Source organism: Desulfoscipio sp. XC116 (assembly GCF_039851975.1).
In the GTDB taxonomy this organism is placed as follows: Bacteria; Bacillota; Desulfotomaculia; order Desulfotomaculales; family Desulfallaceae; genus Sporotomaculum.
In genome coordinates, this window is record NZ_CP156660.1 from 1,469,649 (window position 1) to 1,487,623 (window position 17,975).

Annotated in this window: 16 protein-coding genes; all 16 read left to right on the forward strand. The window is 46.2% G+C overall.

Annotation, left to right across the window (positions count from 1 at the left end; translation table 11 throughout):
- Positions 1–28: 28 nt before the first annotated feature.
- The 16 genes from dapA to rny all read left to right on the forward strand — a co-directional run bounded on the left by dapA (position 29) and on the right by rny (position 17,875).
- On the forward strand, positions 29–913 hold the full coding sequence (gene dapA, locus ABDB91_RS06965; protein WP_347490890.1) for a 4-hydroxy-tetrahydrodipicolinate synthase: 885 nt from the start codon (positions 29–31) through the stop codon (positions 911–913).
- A gap of 250 nt (positions 914–1,163) precedes the next feature.
- Positions 1,164–2,828, forward strand: coding sequence for a ribonuclease J (locus ABDB91_RS06970; protein ID WP_347490891.1), 1,665 nt, complete (start codon positions 1,164–1,166; stop codon positions 2,826–2,828).
- Positions 2,829–2,933: 105 nt separating this feature from the next.
- Positions 2,934–3,755: an ATP-dependent Clp protease proteolytic subunit gene (locus ABDB91_RS06975; protein ID WP_347490893.1), complete on the forward strand. Its 822-nt coding sequence runs from the start codon at positions 2,934–2,936 to the stop codon at positions 3,753–3,755.
- Positions 3,752–3,967 (forward strand): YlzJ-like family protein, encoded by a 216-nt coding sequence (locus ABDB91_RS06980; RefSeq protein WP_347490894.1) that lies wholly within the window; start codon positions 3,752–3,754, stop codon positions 3,965–3,967. Before ABDB91_RS06975 ends, ABDB91_RS06980 begins: the two co-directional genes overlap by 4 nt.
- A gap of 162 nt (positions 3,968–4,129) precedes the next feature.
- Positions 4,130–4,912, forward strand: coding sequence for an undecaprenyl-diphosphate phosphatase (locus tag ABDB91_RS06985; RefSeq protein ID WP_347490896.1), 783 nt, complete (start codon positions 4,130–4,132; stop codon positions 4,910–4,912).
- A gap of 233 nt (positions 4,913–5,145) precedes the next feature.
- Entirely contained in the window at positions 5,146–7,446 is a 2,301-nt protein-coding gene (locus ABDB91_RS06990) for a DNA translocase FtsK 4TM domain-containing protein (RefSeq protein ID WP_347490897.1), read from the forward strand.
- A gap of 75 nt (positions 7,447–7,521) precedes the next feature.
- On the forward strand, positions 7,522–8,583 hold the full coding sequence (mnmH, locus tag ABDB91_RS06995; RefSeq protein ID WP_347490898.1) for a tRNA 2-selenouridine(34) synthase MnmH: 1,062 nt from the start codon (positions 7,522–7,524) through the stop codon (positions 8,581–8,583).
- Between the two features lie 5 nt (positions 8,584–8,588).
- Complete coding sequence (locus ABDB91_RS07000; RefSeq protein WP_347490900.1) at positions 8,589–9,353, forward strand: RodZ domain-containing protein; 765 nt, start codon at positions 8,589–8,591, stop codon at positions 9,351–9,353.
- A 96-nt stretch (positions 9,354–9,449) separates the two neighbouring features.
- Complete coding sequence (rimO, locus tag ABDB91_RS07005; protein WP_347490902.1) at positions 9,450–10,781, forward strand: 30S ribosomal protein S12 methylthiotransferase RimO; 1,332 nt, start codon at positions 9,450–9,452, stop codon at positions 10,779–10,781.
- Positions 10,778–11,323, forward strand: a complete 546-nt coding sequence (gene pgsA, locus ABDB91_RS07010) for a CDP-diacylglycerol--glycerol-3-phosphate 3-phosphatidyltransferase (RefSeq protein ID WP_347490903.1) — start codon at positions 10,778–10,780, stop codon at positions 11,321–11,323. Before rimO ends, pgsA begins: the two co-directional genes overlap by 4 nt.
- 169 nt (positions 11,324–11,492) lie before the next feature.
- Positions 11,493–12,080: a hypothetical protein gene (locus ABDB91_RS07015; protein WP_347490905.1), complete on the forward strand. Its 588-nt coding sequence runs from the start codon at positions 11,493–11,495 to the stop codon at positions 12,078–12,080.
- Positions 12,070–13,560, forward strand: coding sequence for an AAA family ATPase (locus ABDB91_RS07020; RefSeq protein WP_347490906.1), 1,491 nt, complete (start codon positions 12,070–12,072; stop codon positions 13,558–13,560). The genes ABDB91_RS07015 and ABDB91_RS07020 overlap by 11 nt, the downstream gene beginning before the upstream one ends.
- A gap of 330 nt (positions 13,561–13,890) precedes the next feature.
- Positions 13,891–14,433: a nicotinamide-nucleotide amidohydrolase family protein gene (locus ABDB91_RS07025; protein WP_347490907.1), complete on the forward strand. Its 543-nt coding sequence runs from the start codon at positions 13,891–13,893 to the stop codon at positions 14,431–14,433.
- Positions 14,434–14,508: 75 nt separating this feature from the next.
- Positions 14,509–15,549, forward strand: a complete 1,041-nt coding sequence (recA, locus tag ABDB91_RS07030) for a recombinase RecA (RefSeq protein WP_347490908.1) — start codon at positions 14,509–14,511, stop codon at positions 15,547–15,549.
- A 5-nt stretch (positions 15,550–15,554) separates the two neighbouring features.
- Positions 15,555–16,031 (forward strand): regulatory protein RecX, encoded by a 477-nt coding sequence (locus ABDB91_RS07035; protein ID WP_347490909.1) that lies wholly within the window; start codon positions 15,555–15,557, stop codon positions 16,029–16,031.
- 296 nt (positions 16,032–16,327) lie between these two features.
- Complete coding sequence (rny, locus tag ABDB91_RS07040; RefSeq protein WP_347490910.1) at positions 16,328–17,875, forward strand: ribonuclease Y; 1,548 nt, start codon at positions 16,328–16,330, stop codon at positions 17,873–17,875.
- The last annotated feature ends 100 nt before the right edge of the window (positions 17,876–17,975 follow it).

Below are 17,975 nucleotides of genomic sequence, written 5' to 3' on the forward strand. Positions count from 1 at the left end.
GTTAACCTGGAAGGAAGGTGAAAGATACATGGGTATTGATTTCGGGCGAGTGTTAACGGCCATGGTAACACCATTGAAAAAGGATCTGACGATTGATTTTGATCAAGTTAAAAAATTGGCCCGTCACCTAGTGCAATCGGGTTCAGACGGTTTGGTCGTTTCCGGTACTACCGGTGAATCGCCTACACTGACAAAAGAAGAAAAGGTGGAACTCTTTCGCGTAGTGGTGGAAGAGGTTGGCGGTGATGCCGTGGTAATTGCCGGTACAGGCAGCAATAACACTTCTGCCAGCATTGAATTGACTCAAGCGGCGGAAAAAGTGGGTGTTGACGCTGTGATGCTGGTGGGGCCATATTATAACAAGCCTTCTCAGGAGGGACTGTATCAGCATTTTAGTACCATTGCTCAAAGTACCAATTTACCGGTGATTCTTTACAATGTACCCGGGCGAACGGCTGTTAATATATTATCCCAAACAGTCGTTCGCTTATCTGCTATTGATAATATAGTGGCTATCAAGGAGGCGTCGGGCAATCTTGACCAGGTTAGTGAATTGCGGCGCTCTTTACCGGATCATTTCGCCATTTATTGCGGGGATGATTCTTTGACACTGCCTATTCTATCTTTAGGCGGCAGGGGAGTTATCAGTGTTGCTTCACATATTATCGGTCAGCGTATTCAAGAGATGGTTAATGCTTATACCTCGGGGAACGTAACCATGGCTACCAAGATTCACTGCAGCATATTCCCTGTATTTAAGGGTATGTTTGTGACAAGCAATCCGGTACCCGTTAAAGCGGCTCTGAATATGCTGGGCTGGCAGGTGGGTCCACCCAGACTGCCGCTGGTGGAGGCCAGTCAGGAGGAAAAGGAAGCCATTAAGAAAGTGTTGTCTGATGCCAAGCTGTTGTAGAATAAAAATAATTTTAATTAATAAAAGGGAGCCTGTGGGGCTCTCTTTTGTATTTTAATTGTATTATATGGAAACTAATACTTTTGTGAGCTGTTGTTGTCTTGTTCTGCGACTTAAGATAAAGTATAATGTATTAGCGAGTTCTGAACGGACTTTATAACAAAACAAAATATTTTCCCGCCTTCTCCTAATTCTCACCAAATTATATATCTTATTAAACAAAAATTTCCACAGTATTAGGAGGTGTGGTATGGCGCGTGAACCTAAAGTATCCTTGATCCCTTTGGGGGGACTGGGGGAGATCGGCAAGAACATGATGGTGGTGAGATACGGGGAAAATATTTTGGTTATTGACTCCGGCCTGATGTTCCCTGAGGAAGATTTGCTGGGCATTGACATAGTCATTCCGGATATCACTTATCTTTTGGAGAATAAAAATCTTGTACGTGGTATTGTGCTTACGCATGGACACGAAGATCATATCGGGGCATTGCCATATGTTTTAAAGCAATTGAACGTCCCGGTATATGGTACCAGGCTTACTTTGGGGATTCTCGGCGGTAAATTGCGCGAACAACATATGCTGGACAATGTTAAGTTGAATTGCGTAAAACCGCGGGATATAGTATCGATAGGTCCTTTTAAGGTAGAGTTTATTCGAGTTTCGCACAGTATCCCCGATGCAGTGGCCCTGGCTATTGAGACGCCGGTGGGAGTTATTATACACACCGGTGACTTTAAGATCGATCAAACTCCGGTGGATGGTGAAGTAACGGATTTCTACCGGTTTGCTCAGCGAGGGGAAAAAGGTGTACTAGCTCTTTTAAGTGACAGTACTAACGTGGAAAGACCCGGGTACACTATGTCTGAACGGGTAGTGGGACAAACCTTTGATGATACATTTAGAGAGGCCCGGGAAAGGATTATTGTAGCCACCTTTGCCTCTAATGTACACAGGCTGCAGCAGGCTATTACCACGGCAAGTCGCTATAAAAGAAAAGTGGCCGTGGTGGGACGCAGTATGGTTAACGTGGTTAATATTGCCTGTGATCTGGGATATCTCAAGGTACCGGACGGATTACTGGTTGAGTTGGATGAGGCATCCAGACTACCCAGGAACCAGATTGTTTACCTTACCACCGGTAGCCAGGGGGAACCGATGAGCGCTCTAACCAGGATGGCCAGTCGTGATCATCGCCAGGTGGAAATAATGACCGGGGATACAATAATAATTTCTGCTACCCCTATACCTGGTAATGAAAAACTGGTGGCCAGAGTTATCGACCAGCTTTTTAAGCTGGGTGCCAATGTTATTTATGAGGCGGTTTCGGGTATTCATGTCAGCGGTCACCCCAGCCAGGAGGAATTAAAACTAATGATGAACCTGGTTAAGCCCAAGTTTTTTATGCCGGTGCACGGTGAGTGCCGTATGCTGGTAAAGCACGCTCGACTGGCTCGGGATCTGGGTATTCCTGAATCTAATATTTTCGTTGGTGAAAACGGTCAAGTGTTGGAGCTTACCAAGCGCAGCGGTCGCTTTGCCGGGCGGGTTACCTCCGGGCGAGTGCTGGTGGACGGCCTGGGTGTAGGTGATGTAGGTAACATTGTTTTGCGTGATCGTCGTCAGCTGTCCCAGGATGGTATTCTAATTGTTGTTATGACAATTAGTCGTGAATCCGGTTTAATAGTATCCGGGCCGGATATTGTATCACGGGGGTTTGTATATGTCCGGGAATCCGAACAATTAATGGATCAGGCCAAGGAAAAAGTGAAGTTAGCGTTAGAGAAATGTTATGCTCGGAAGATATTGGAATGGGCATCGATTAAGTCTCAAGTAAGAGATGATTTAAGCAAATTTCTATTTGAAAAAACAAGGAGAAGGCCCATGATTCTACCCATCATCATGGAAGTATAATTACTTGCCAAAAATACACAGGTGTAAGCCTGTGTATTTTTTTGCATTATTTATACATACTAAAAGGGAATTTCCAGATTAACAGCAGAACGGAGAGGATATCTAATGTCTTATTATCAATCTTTTGATGAGGTACCCGGCATATTCCCTTATCATCCGCCGTCTCAGCCCGGACCCGAAACCGATCCGCACCGGCCCGAGAACCCCAACAGCGATCCAAATACCGAAAGGACCAGGGTAACCGGCAAACCCAAGAATACCATGGAAACGGTTAAGGAAATGGGCGCAATTCAGGTGCCTGAAATAAAGAGCAATATTCATTGTTTAACTATTGTTGGCCAAATAGAAGGCCATTTAGTCCTTCCACCGCAGAATAAGACCACTAAATATGAACATATGATACCCCAGTTGGTAGCGTTGGAACAAAGCCCGGAGGTGGAAGGAATTGTAGTTGTTTTAAATACCGTGGGCGGTGATGTGGAGGCGGGCCTGGCTATTGCCGAAATGATCTCCAGTTTATCCAAACCAACCGTATCCGTGGTGCTCGGCGGAGGGCACAGTATCGGCGTGCCTATAGCGGTATCCACAGATTATTCTTTTATTGCGGAAACAGCCAGTATGACCATTCACCCCATCCGCTTAAACGGGTTGGTTATTGGTGTTCCCCAGACCTATGAGTACCTGGATAAAATGCAGGACCGGGTAGTGCGCTTTGTTACCGCACATTCGCATATTACTCAGGATAAATTTAGGGAACTTATGTTCCGCACAGGGGAGCTGGCCCGCGACATTGGTACTGTTTTAATCGGATATGATGCGGTGGAATGTGGTTTAATTGATGAGGTGGGCGGAGTGCATCAAGCGATGGATAAGCTAAAAAGCTTAGTTGAGGAATGGAAGACCAGAAACGAGGTGCCCCTGCAATGATCCTTTATACGCCAATGCAATTGGAACTTGTGCTGGCCGGGTTGGATCAAATGACTCATTACCCGGAGAGAAAAGCTACTGTTAATGGAGTGCCGGCGCTGGTACGCAACGTGGGAGGCAAGGAGGAATTAGTGCAGCTTCTGAGTACCGACCCCAAAGACTATTTGCGTACGGATCTATACCCGGGGGCCCCGGTAATACAGAGTCGTTAAATCAGTAACAAACCAAATATATCCTAAGCTTTATATATTAAGCTGTGGTGTTTATCTTGCGGGTGAATGCCACAGCTTTTTAAAACAAACATACATTTATTTGGCTGTCAAGTTTGTCCCTGTGGTATAATTATGCTGTTTACTTAACAGGGTGGTGGTAATTTGGATTTATTTCAAGCTGTAGTACTGGGTATTGTACAGGGATTGGGTGAATTTTTGCCGATTTCCAGTTCGGCTCACTTGGTATTGGTTCCCTGGCTAGCTGGTTGGCCATATGCCGGATTAACTTTTGATGTTGCTTTGCATGTGGGCACTCTTTTTGCGGTGATAGCTTTTTTCTGGCGGGACTGGCTGTTTTTAATCGCAGATGGGCTGCGCGCAAAAAAAACCATTGAAGGAAAGTTATTTTGGTATATAGTAATTGGTACTATACCCGGTGCGCTGGTGGGATATCTGCTCGAAGATCAGGCAGAAACAATTTTTCGCCAACCTTTACTGATCGGCATATTGCTAATGATCATGGGCGTTATTTTGCACTTTGTCGATACCCGGGCGTTGGCCATTAAAAGGCTGGAAGAAGTAGGTTTAAAAGAAGGGCTAATGATTGGTATATCTCAGGCTCTGGCTATTTTACCCGGTGTTTCTCGCTCGGGCATTACTATGACCGCAGGCCGGCTAATGGGTTTGACCCGTGAGACATCAGCTCGCTTTTCTTTTCTTTTATCCACGCCTATTGTAGCCGGTGCGGGATTAAAAAAGTTAACCGAAGTGTCCCCCGGTGATATTAACACGGCCTTTTTGGTTGGGGTGGCGGTTTCAGCATTGGTAGGCTTTTTGTCTATTAAATTTTTGCTGAACTATCTGGCCCGGCGCAGTTATTCTATTTTTGTCTGGTACCGCTTATTGTTGGGGGCAGTGGTTATTATTGTGTATTTTATTAGATAATACAGATATTGACAGTAATCGTTGCATAGCCCTGGTGACGAGTAAAAGGCATTTTTATTTATTCCAGAAATCAAATATACCGGTATGCAAACAAGGTACATCTAACGGCTTTTGGAGAAGAGTGGCCGTTAGATGTTTTTTTGTGTAGCCGGTGGAATTAATTTTTGCCGCCTTGGAAGGAATTATATGTAAAATATGGAATAACATATTTACAAAGCAAAGGTGGGATAAAAATGTCGGATGAATTAAAATATGAAATTACGGGAATTACTTTACTGGCTATGGCCATGCTGGTATTGCTAAGTATTATTAATCCTGCGGTTGGCCTGGTGGGAAGCTTTATAAACGCTTCACTCATGCGCCTGGCAGGTGAGGGAAGATTTTTATTTCCTGTTTTGCTGGCGGTGGCCGGATATAAAATGTTGCAACGAAAAAGAAAGGCTAAAAAAGCTGTCAATTTACATGGTGCGGTAATTATAGCTGTGGTTGTGCTGACCCTGCTGCACTTTTCCATTCCGGCCGATTATATTATTAAGGCCGGCTGGCAGGGGGACGGCGGCGGTATTATTGGCGGGTTTACCTATTTTATGTTAATTAAGTCATTTGGCAGACCGGGGGTTTACATTATATTGGCTACTATGTTAATTGTCGGCTTGTTGCTTTCCACCAATCAATCTATAGCAGCGGTATTTAAAAGTATAACCGACAAAATAGGTCAGATTCTAAAAAAAACGATACGCATGGTGGATGATTTTCTGTTTTTTAGGGATGATGAAACTAAAGATGAGCGAGATGTATATCCCGTAATTATTGATCGTTGTTATACAGACGAATTAACAGCTAATGATACTTGTCATGAGGATTACCCGTACGGCGCTTTGGACGATAGCCGGGGGTGCGGTGCAGTGCTGACTAAAGGACCAGAAGATAAGAAGTCCAATATTCTTTATTACCGACCTTTAAAGGAAACTGTTGATCGTGGAAAGCCGGATACCGATAAAAGAGTGGAAGAAAATGAACAGGCAAATAATAAATTATCATCCGGATGTGCGGAGTATGAAGACGAGGGGATTTCAGCCAATGTGAAAAATTACCTTTTGCCTCCGGTTTCCCTGCTGGCCAAGCTGCCTCGTGGCAAAGTAAGCAGGGATAACCGTGATATTAGTGCTAATGTTAAGGTGCTCGAGGAAACACTGGGCAGTTTTGGGATTAAGGCCAGGGTTACCCAGGTATCCAGGGGTCCGGCGATAACCAGATACGAGATACAACCGCCCCCCGGGGTGAAGGTTAGCCGGATTGTTGGCTTATCTGATGACATTGCTCTGAGTATGGCGGCATCCGATGTGCGTATTGAGGCACCCGTGCCGGGCAAGCCGGTGGTGGGCATTGAAGTGCCCAACAGGGAAATCGCCACGGTTTTTTTGCGCGAGCTGGTGGAGTCGGCGGAGTATCAAAGATCACCTTCGTGTCTCACCATTGCTTTAGGAAAGGATATCGCGGGTCAGCCCGTATTAGACGACCTGGCCCGTATGCCGCACTTGCTTATTGCCGGGGCGACCGGGGCGGGAAAAAGCGTTTGCCTAAACACATTGATTGCCGGCTTTTTGTTTAAATCGACCCCTGATCAGGTGAAATTAATGATTATTGATCCCAAAATGGTTGAATTGGCTGCGTTTAACGGTATCCCGCATCTGGTCTCTCCGGTAGTCACCGATCCCAAAAAAGCGGCTACATCATTACGCTGGGCAGTTAAGGAGATGGAATATCGTTATGATTTATTTGCCGGCTGCGGGGTGCGGGATATTGCCCGGTATAATAAGTTGATGTTGCAGCAAAATAAAGCACAGCTGCCGCTATTGGTGATTATTATTGACGAACTGGCGGATTTAATGATGGTAGCTCCTGCGGACGTGGAAGATGCCATATGCCGATTGGCTCAAATGGCCAGGGCGGCGGGTATTCATCTGGTAGTGGCTACTCAGCGGCCATCGGTGGATATTATTACCGGTCTGATTAAAGCTAATATACCCTCCCGGATCAGCTTTGCGGTTTCATCACAAATAGATTCCCGGACTATTTTGGATATGGGTGGAGCGGAAAAATTGTTGGGCCGGGGTGATATGCTGTTTTGCCCCGTGGGGGCGGGTAAACCGATTAGAGTCCAGGGGGCCTACTTATCGGATCGGGAAGTGGAATTGCTGGTACGGCATTGGAAACAGCAATCAGAGCCGGAATATGATGCCAGTATTGCTAATGAAGTGGGTCAGATTGATAAGGAACCGGAAATTCGTGATGATATGCTGCCTCAGGCGGCAAAGATTTTTGTAGAGACCGGTCATGCCTCTATATCATTGCTGCAGCGGCGCCTCCATATTGGCTATGCCCGGGCTGCCAGGCTAATGGATATATTGGAGAAAAAAGGGTACGTGGGCGGTTACGAAGGAAGCAAGCCTCGGGCGGTGTTAATTACATCGGATGAATATAATAGCCATTTTTATGATGTACCGGGTTCCCAGGTGGGAAATAATAAATGAAAAGAGGATTATAAAGTTTTGTGTCGAAGGGTAAATTAATTTTGGTTAATTTTTCTTTTCTCCGGGGGCTAAGTAATGTATATAAATGTAGATGCATATCAAGCACTGCACGAGGCGGACAGTTTCCCTATAGTTGATTTGCGCTCGCCGGGGGAGTATAGTGAGGCCACTATACCGGGTGCATATAATATACCTTTACTGGACAACATTGAGCGGGCATTGGTGGGTACGGTGCATAAAGAACAGGGACCTGATAAAGCCAGAGATCTGGCCATGGAAATTCTGGCGCCGCGGTTACCCGCCTTTATAAAATCTTTTCAAAAAAAAGCGCCGGATAAAAAAGTGGTGATTTTTTGCTGGCGCGGTGGTGACCGCAGTCATTTTGCAGGCAGTATTTTAGATGCCATGGGATTTAAGGTTTACCGGATAGTAGGTGGTTTTAAAGCCTACAGACGTTTGGTTGTAGAGTATTTGGATAGGGAAAGCCTGTCTTTGCGGGCGGTGGTGTTGCACGGTTTAACCGGAGTGGGTAAAACCGATTTGCTTATAGCCCTAAAAGACATGGGATATCCCGTGCTCGATCTGGAAGGATTGGCCAGACACAGGGGGTCTGTATTCGGCAAAATAGGGCAGCCTCCATCTCCGGGACAAAAAATGTTTGAAGCGCTGATCGAGAGGGAATTGCGTAAGGCTGAGGAATGCGGTATATTTTTAGTGGAATGTGAAAGTAGGCGGCTGGGTAATTTGTATCTGCCGGACGCGCTGTTGAGCAGCATGCAAAAGGGCTGTCGGATATTGCTGTATGCTTCGGTTGATAACAGGGTGCGGCGAATAATCAGAGATTACACAGGTGGTGAACCCGGTAATTTAGCTTCCTTGCAGAATGCTATAACCCGGCTGGCCAAGTATCTGGGAAAAGATAAAGTAGCTGAGCTTAATCGGTGGCTGTCTATGGGTAATATAGAGGATGTTGTAAGTTTTCTGTTAGACCGGTATTACGATCCATTATACAAATATCCGAGTCAGCCAAGTGAAGAATATGATTTATCGGTTAATATCGACAATATGACTGACGCAGTGCAAAAAGTCAGTAATTTTATTATTAAATTGCCGGAATACACCGTTTCGGGGAGGTGATGGTTTTGTCCATCGGTGAAGAATTGCGGCAGGCCAGGGAGCAAATGGGGGCGTCTCCGGCGGATGTGGAAAATGAAACAAAAATTCGTACCAAGTATATCATGGCGATGGAAAACGATGCTTTTGACGTGTTGCCCGGTAAGGCATATGTTAAGGGCTTTCTGCGTAACTATGCTCGTTTTCTGGGGCTGGACGGGGAAGCGCTGGTTGACCGGTATGAGGAACAGTTTGCACCTCGTGTGACAGAGGAGGAGAATGACGAGGTCCCGAGACCTGTCCCTCGCAATAATAGATTGGCAGGTCGGTGGAAGGGATTATCTGCTGTTGCGCTGGCACTAATGGTACTTGCCTTGGTGTACTGGGGGACTACGCTGGTAATAAGCCGGTCTGATAATATTTCAGACAACGGGCGGCCCCCGGGAGTCTCCGATAGTCCAAACGGTCAGGGTAATGACCATCGCCAGGCGCCGGATTTAGACAACAATACCGAGGTCCCGGAAACCACGGGTGTAGATATGGTCCTGCAAGTTCTTGACGGAGAAAGTTGGATGCAGGTAGTGGTAGATGATGAGAGTGTATTTGAGGGAACGGTTGGACCCAATAATGTGAAACAGTTTGCGGGACAGGAAAGTATATGGATAAAACTGGGCAATGCCGGTGTGGTTAAAGTTCGGGTAAACGGCAGAGATTATGGCTTTCTCGACGGACCCGGTCAGGTGGTAACTAAAACATTTACAGATGAGGATGATCGTCAGACAGCCGGGGGATAACCTCCCCCGGTTTTGTTCGGATTTTGCATATTCTTTGACAGTGCTGTTGACGGTGAGTTATACTGGATTGAAGTATTATAAAAAGGTGTTATTAAAATGACAACTGCGGTAGGATTTATCAGCTTAGGCTGCGATAAAAACAGAGTGGATTCGGAAATAATGCTGGGACAATTGCGCCAGGCAGGCTATTTGCTAACAGACAATATTAATCAAGCCGAAATAATTATCGTTAATACTTGCGGCTTTATTACTGCTGCCAAGGAAGAATCAATAGCGGCCATATTGGAAGCGGCCCGCTGTAAAACAAACGGCTGTTGTCATATCTTGCTGGTGGCGGGCTGCTTATCCCAGCGTTACGGTAATGAATTATTGGAAGAAATATCGGAAATTGATGGCGTAATGGGAACTGGAGCGGTGCCGGAGATCTTGGCCGTGCTAAAAAAAATACAAGCGGGTCAAAGGATGCCGGCGGTTGGGGCACCGGGCTATATTCAACAAGGACCGGAGCCCAGAGTACTGACTACGCCCGGGCATACAGCTTATCTGAAAATTGCCGAAGGATGCGACAATTGCTGTTCTTATTGCATCATTCCCGCTATCAGGGGACCGTATCGCAGCCGGGCTATGGATGATATAATAAGCGAAGCAAGGATGCTTTGCTCCGAAGGGGTTAGGGAGTTAATTGTCGTAGCTCAGGAAATCACTCGTTACGGCAGAGATATCTATGGCCGATATGCCCTGGCCGGGCTTTTGCAAAAGCTTTCCGTTATAGATGAATGCCTTTGGATTAGATTAATGTACTGTTATCCGGATTCTTTCACAGAAGAGCTGATTGAATTGTTAGCTGCTTCCGCTAAAATATGTCGCTATGTGGATTTGCCCTTGCAGCATATTAATAACCGGCTGTTAGGTATGATGAACAGGCGGGGAAGTAAGGAGAATATTATCAAGTTGGTGGACAAATTGCGCGGGTCTATTCCCGGTGTAACGTTGCGTACCACTTTTATTGTGGGTTTTCCAGGTGAAACTGAACAGGAGTTTAGCGAATTGCTTGATTTTATGGAACAGGCTAAGTTTGAACGGGCCGGTGTTTTTGGTTATTCACCCGAAGAGGGCACCCCGGCTGAGATACTGCCGGACCGCGTTAGTGATGAAATAGTGGCGGAAAGGGTGGATCGGGCCATGCGTTTACAACAGCATATTTCGCTGGCTCATAACATAAAAAAGGTGGGACAGAAGCTTACTGTACTGGTGGAAGGCTGGGACGATGATGCAAAAATGTACTGGGGTAGGACAGAAGCTGACGCTCCGGATATAGACGGTAAGATTTTTTTTACATCCCGCGCAGTTGCCCAGGCGGGGGATTTTGTACGGGTCAGAGTATTGGATGCGACAGAATATGATTTATCAGGGGTACGGACAAGATGAACTTGCCAAATCGCTTGACATTACTTAGAATTTTAATGGTGCCGGTTTTTCTGGTAGTTTTAGCTTTGCGCTTACCATGGGGCGATTATATTGCGGCTGCCGTATTTGTGCTGGCTGCCTGCACTGACGGGCTGGACGGCTATATGGCCCGTAAGCGTAAACAAATCACCAGTTTAGGTAAATTATTGGATCCGTTAGCTGATAAGTTGCTTATATCCGCCGCGCTGATTGCTTTGGTTGAATTGGGCAGGCTGTCCGGGTGGGTGGCCGTGGTGATTGTAGGACGTGAATTTGCCGTAACCGGACTGCGTTCCCTGGCGGTCGCCGAAGGAGTGGTTATTGCCGCCAGCAAGTTGGGCAAAATTAAAACAGTAACCCAAATTGTTGCTGTCGTGGCTTTATTTCTAAGGGATTACCCATTTAACTTAATTAACGTGCCTTTTGGCAATGTGGCTATGGCTGTGGCGGTTATTTTTACCATTTGGTCGGGTATGGACTATTTTCAGCAGGCCGGCTTTTTATTGCGTTCAAAAGAAAAATAATTAATTTTAGTTTAAAACAACCTTGCTGCTATGCGGTGGGTTGTTTTTTTATGCCGGCATAATGTAATAAGGCGGCTTATGGCGACAATTACCTGATAAAAGGGCTTCCGGGTTATGTTATAATTATTCATTGTCAGAACATCGTTAAAATCAAGCGGTGGTTGTTTTTATGGAAAGGAATGGTACTATGCGCTGGCAGGGCATTAAAGTTCATGTAGTGGCTATATCGATGCTGGTTGCACTGGCAGCTTTTTTGGGTGCCCAGTGGGTATATAACAGTTTAAATTTCCAACAGCCATTGAATAGGGAGTTAGATAATAATAAGCTGATAGCCGATTATCAAATTAAAGAGAACACAGGCGTGTATACAATATCCGTAACCTTGCATGACACTGGTGATTTAATGCACACATACCGTCAAATAGATGACCGGGTGCATGCTATTATTGGCGATCGTCCCTATGTTATTGAACTGGTTGACCGGCGAAATAAGCGGTTAAATGATGTTTATAACCATGGACAGTTTGCTATTTATGAAGCAATGGCCGTAGGAAATTTCAGGGAAATGGCCGACTCCTTAAACCAGTATGCTAATGCGGCAGACTTGGCATCGAAGGTGTATATTGACAGCGACAATATATATTGGCAGATGAAAGATGGCGATTATTATTTGTATGCAGTCTTATCCAGAGGGAAATGGCCCGTAAACGTGCCGTTAGGCACGGGTCCGGAAAGGGGGGCGGCAGATGGCATTTAAAGAGGTGTTTTTGGGAGTTGGCCTGGCTATGATTATCTTCTTGGCTGTTTCCGGTCGTGACGTTACTCCCTTGTTATTGCTGGGAGTGGCTGCCGGGGCGCTGTTTTATATTGCCCGGTCACGCGGACTGGCGACCAAGGCATTTAACACTGCGCCGCTGCTCCACCGGCCGGAAATTTGTTTTGATGATATCGGCGGACAAAATGCCGCTATCAAGGAATTAAAAGAGGCTCTCGATTTTATAAGAAATCAAGAGCGAATTATGAAACTGGGCATTAGGCCTATTAAGGGCATATTGCTTACCGGTCCCCCCGGCACGGGAAAGACGCTATTGGCTAAGGCTGCCGCGGGTTATACCGACTCGGTATTTATTGCCTGCAGTGGTTCTGAGTTTATCGAAATGTATGCCGGTGTCGGTGCCCAGCGGGTCCGTCAGCTCTTTCAAACGGCCCGGGATACCGGTCAAAAACAAAAGAAGGACAGTGCCTTGATATTTATTGATGAGATAGATATTTTGGGCGGTAAACGCGGTCAGAATACCAGTCATCACGAATATGATCAAACGCTTAACCAGTTGTTGGTGGAGATGGATGGTCTCAGAGTAAACGACAAGGTGCGTGTGCTGGTGGTGGCCGCGACCAACCGGGTGGATATGCTGGATCCGGCACTGTTGCGTCCGGGACGCTTTGACCGCCAGGTTAAAGTGGATTTGCCGGATAAACAGGGGCGACTGGAAATACTAAAATTACACTGTCGTAATAAACCGTTGGCTAAAGATATTAATTTGGAGGATATAGCCAAGGAGACATTCGGTTTCAGTGGAGCACACTTGGAAAGTCTGGCTAATGAAGGGGCTATTTTAGCTATGCGGGAAGGTTGTCTGGAGATTGAACACCGGCACTTGCATGAGGCTATTGACAAGGTGATGATGGGTGAGAAGCTCGACCGGCGTCCGGCCGAACATGAGTTGGAACGGGTAGCCGTTCACGAAGTGGGGCATGCTCTGATTAGTGAAAAAAACCGGCCCGGCTCCGTATCCACCCTTACCATTACACCTCGTGGGCAGGCGCTCGGTTACATGAGACAGATACCTGAGGACGACACTTATCTGCATACCCGGGATTATTTAGAAAGCCAAATCCGGGTGTTGCTTGCCGGTTCGATAGCTGAGGAATTGGTTTTAGGCAATCGCAGCACGGGGGCCGCTAATGATTTTGAACAGGCCGTCAAGGCGGCTGCGCAGATAATACGTTCCGGTATGTCCGAGCTGGGAGTAGTGGATCCGGAAATTCTACCGCAGGATCTGCGCTACCGGGTGGTTAGCGCTATATTAAAAGAGCAGGAAAAAAAAGTTAAGGAATTTCTAAGTCGCATGCATGGGGCTATTAAACAAATCGTGCATACATTATTGGCTGAAGAGAAAATATCCGGTGATCAATTTAGAATAATGATGAGAAGTTGCAGCAATCTAAAAAAATAAGCTAACAGGTGCAGGATATCATAGCCCGCGTTTTTTATCTGTTTCCTAATACTCCCACTTCTATAAGTGGGAGTTCCACTTTTTACTTCAGGTGGGGTGGAATCCCCACCTGAAGCCCTGATGTTCGGTTTTAGCTGAACGAGTTCACTGTGCGGACTGTAATATACTGCACTTTTTGTTGTTCATAGACTTAAATAAGCGTTGCCGAGCTTTGCGTTTTGCTTAGGTTCCATATAATTGCTGCGGGTTATAAGGTATGTTTTTTGAAACATTAGCAGGAACTACCTGTGAATGACACGAATATGCAGATTTAAGCGAGGTGGCAATAAATTGGACGAAAAGAATATTCATACCGGTAGTCGCCGGGAAACCCCTATAAAAGAATTGGTAGGGGCTTTACTGGTTGACCGGGGTTTGACGGTGTCCTTAGCTGAATCCTGCACCGGGGGCCAGGTTATGAAGCACTTGTCGGATATCCCCGGCAGTTCCCGTTATTTAGCCGGTGGGGTAGTGGCTTATTGTAATGAGTTAAAAATACAATTACTAGGTGTGCCCCGGTCTATTATTGACCGGCATGGGGCGGTAAGCGAACAAACCGCCAGGTCAATGGCCGAAGGCGTAAAGAAAGTCGCCGGTACTTCACTTGGCCTTGGTATAACGGGTATTGCCGGGCCGGACGGCGGTACGGACGAAAAACCTGTAGGTCTGGTATATATTGCTGTGGCCGGTGGAAATAAAACGGTTTGCCAAAGATATCTTTTTACCGGGCGGCGCTCGGAAGTGCGTTCCAGCGCAACCGATGCGGCATTACATATGCTTTGGCAATTTGCGCAGAATGGGGTAAATAAAAAGAATAATTGTCGCGCTGATTAAAAGCGCTGTTGACATGTATCGGTTGGTTTTATATTATTATATTTAGATAGAACATTTGTTTTAGGAGGTATTGCTTTGACTGACAAGCAAAAGGCATTGGAGAATGCACTTCAGCATATTGAAAAGCAATTTGGCAAGGGTTCCATCATGAAATTGGGCGAGAATGCAGCCAGGTTAAATGTGGAAGTTATTTCTACAGGCTCTATATCCCTGGATGTGGCTCTGGGGGTGGGCGGTGTGCCCCGGGGCAGAGTGGTGGAAATATTCGGCCCCGAATCGTCGGGCAAGACCACTGTGGCATTGCATATTATTGCTCAGGCGCAAAAGGCCGGGGGGCTTGCGGCCTTTATTGATGCCGAGCATGCTTTGGACGCTGCTTATGCCGGTAAAATCGGCGTAGATATTGAAAATCTTTATGTATCTCAGCCCGATACCGGGGAGCAAGCGCTGGAAATAGCGGAACATTTGGTGCGCAGCGGTGCTATGGATCTGGTGGTTATTGACAGCGTGGCTGCGTTGGTGCCCAGAGCTGAAATTGAGGGTGAAATGGGCGATGCTCATGTGGGATTGCAGGCCAGGTTGATGTCCCAGGCATTGCGTAAACTAACCGGTGTAATTAGCAAATCCCGCTGTACGGCTATTTTCATTAACCAGTTAAGAGAAAAAGTGGGGGTAATGTTTGGCAGTCCGGAAACAACGCCCGGTGGACGGGCACTGAAGTTTTACGCTTCTGTGCGCCTGGATGTGCGTAAAATTGATAGCTTAAAGCAGGGAACTGATGTTATCGGTAACCGGACTAAAGTAAAGGTAGTTAAAAATAAGGTAGCACCGCCGTTTAAACAGGCCGAGTTTGACATTATGTACGGGGCCGGTATCTCCCGTGAAGGCTGTATACTGGATGTGGCGGTGGATATGGGAGTGGTTAATAAAAGCGGGGCCTGGTATTCCTATAAAGAGGAACGGTTGGGACAGGGCCGGGAAAATGTCAAGGAACTGCTTAAAGAACGGTTGGAATTGGCGGAAGAGTTGGAAATAGCGGTGCGCCAAAAGGTGGGGTTGCCTGTTCCGGGTCAACAAGCTCAGACTGCAGTTGATGGAGCTACCAAGGTGGATTGATTGACTTGTCATATGATAAAAACGTTCAAATGGCTAAGAATAGGTGTTTTCGGTTACTAACTTACCGGCCCAGAACCGAATACGAGTTAAAGTGCCGTTTAAAACAAGCGGGATTTGATACTGCTGTTATTGAGGAAACGATTTTAATTTTGCAAAGAGTCGGTTTAATAGACGACAAACTTTTTGCCAGAGACTGGGTAAGATATAGGCTCGCCACAAAGCCGGTGGGCAGGGAGTATTTGCGGTGCGAATTGCGGCATAAAGGTATTGACAACGTGATAATTGAAGACTTGCTGTGTGATTATGACGACCAGGACGAATTGGAGAAAGCGCTGGCTTTGGCTCGGAAAAGAATGCGGCACTGTACTAAGCTAAACCGGCGCACTCTGTCCGGATATTTGAACCGGCGTGGTTTCTCCTGCGCGGTGGTGGCCAAGGTATGCAATACGCTGGCGGATAATGGGCAGCTGGATATATCTTGACACGTTGTCTTAAAAAAAGTACAATTAATGCTGGGAGAAAGTAGAATTGGAGTTACCCCGGCTATCGGGTTCATATATATTGCCATAAAATAATATATGGAGCAGGCAAAGGAGATTGTTTGATCAGTTGCTGCTTTGATATGTTTATGTGCAGTGACGGTCAATATGTTTTTTTGACCGTTGCCGGGACAACTATGGTTAATTGCCCGATTCTTTTTCTTACCGAGTAACGCTCGGTGTTTTTTTTGTTAACTGAGCAAATTTTTTATCCATTATTTTTACTAGGAGGTGAAATATTGCAAGCTAGCCTGACAGTATTTATAACTGTTGTAATTATTGCTGTACTTGTTGCTTTTGGCACAGGATATCTGGTAAGAAAGTTAATTGCCGAATCCAAAATTGCTTCTGCTGAAACGCAGGCCATAAGAATCTTGGAGGAGGCACGAAAAGATGCCGAAAGTAAAAAACGAGAAGCTATTTTAGAAGCCAAGGAAGAAATATTAAAGCAACGCAACGAAATGGAGCGGGAACATAAAGAACGCCGGTCCGAGCTGCAGAGGTTGGAACGCAGGCTGGTTCAAAAAGAAGAAACACTTGATCGTAAAGTGGAAGGTATAGAAAAAAAAGAAGAAGTTTTGAACCGTAAGGATGCTGAGGCTGAAGCGCTAAAGGCAAATCTTGCGGCCATTTACAGCCGCCAGGTGGAAGAGTTGGAGAGAATATCGGGGCTTACTTCCGATGATGCCCGGCAGATATTGCTTTCCGATATAGAAAAGGAAATTCAGCACGAAGCGGCTATATTAATCAAGGAAATAGAGAATAAGGCCAAAGAGGAAGGGGAAAAAAGAGCCAAGGAGATTATTACCTCGGCTATTCAACGTTGCGCTGCCGATCATGTTGCCGAGACAACGGTGGCGGTTATTCCCCTGCCTAACGATGAAATGAAAGGTCGTATTATCGGCCGGGAAGGCCGCAATATAAGGGCCTTTGAAACAGCCACCGGTATTGATTTGATTATTGACGATACTCCTGAGGCAGTTATTTTATCAGGCTTTGATCCCATCCGGCGCGAGATCGCCCGTATGTCACTGGAAAAGTTAATTGTGGATGGACGTATCCACCCGGCCCGTATTGAGGAAATGGTGGAAAAGTCTCGCAAGGAAGTGGAACAGCAGATTCGGGAGGCCGGTGAACAGGCCATATTTGAAACCGGTATTCATGGTCTGCACCCTGAATTGATTAATCTGCTTGGCCGGTTGAAGTTCCGTACCAGTTATGGACAAAATGTTTTAAAACATTCTATTGAAGTGGCCCATCTGGCGGGGTTAATGGCGGCCGAATTGGGCGTGGATGTGCAGTTGGCCAAAAGAGCCGGTCTGTTGCACGATATAGGCAAGGCCGTGGACCATGAAGTGGAAGGGCCTCATGTAACTATCGGTGTGGAACTGGCTCAGAAATACCGGGAAGGTAAAGAGGTTATTCATGCCATTGCCGCCCACCATGGTGATGAGGAGCCAAGAACGATCGTAGCAGGTCTGGTGCAAGCGGCAGATGCTGTATCAGCGGCCAGACCCGGAGCCAGACGTGAAACGCTGGAAAATTATATTAAACGCCTGCAAAAACTTGAGGAAATCGCCGGTACCTTTGATGGAGTGGAAAAATCGTACGCTATTCAGGCCGGGCGGGAGATTAGGATTATGGTAAAACCCGAGAAAGTTGACGATTTGGGTGCCATAAAGCTGGTGAGGGAAATTGCTAAAAAGATAGAAAATGAACTGGATTATCCCGGTCAAATAAAAGTAATGATTATACGTGAAACGAGAGTTGTAGACTACGCCAAATAAGAAAAGACCAACGATCTCTTTAGTTGTTATAATATTGTTCGTCGCTGTCTTATAAGACTGACGAAGAATATTGAAGAAAAGAGATCGTTTTTTTAATTTG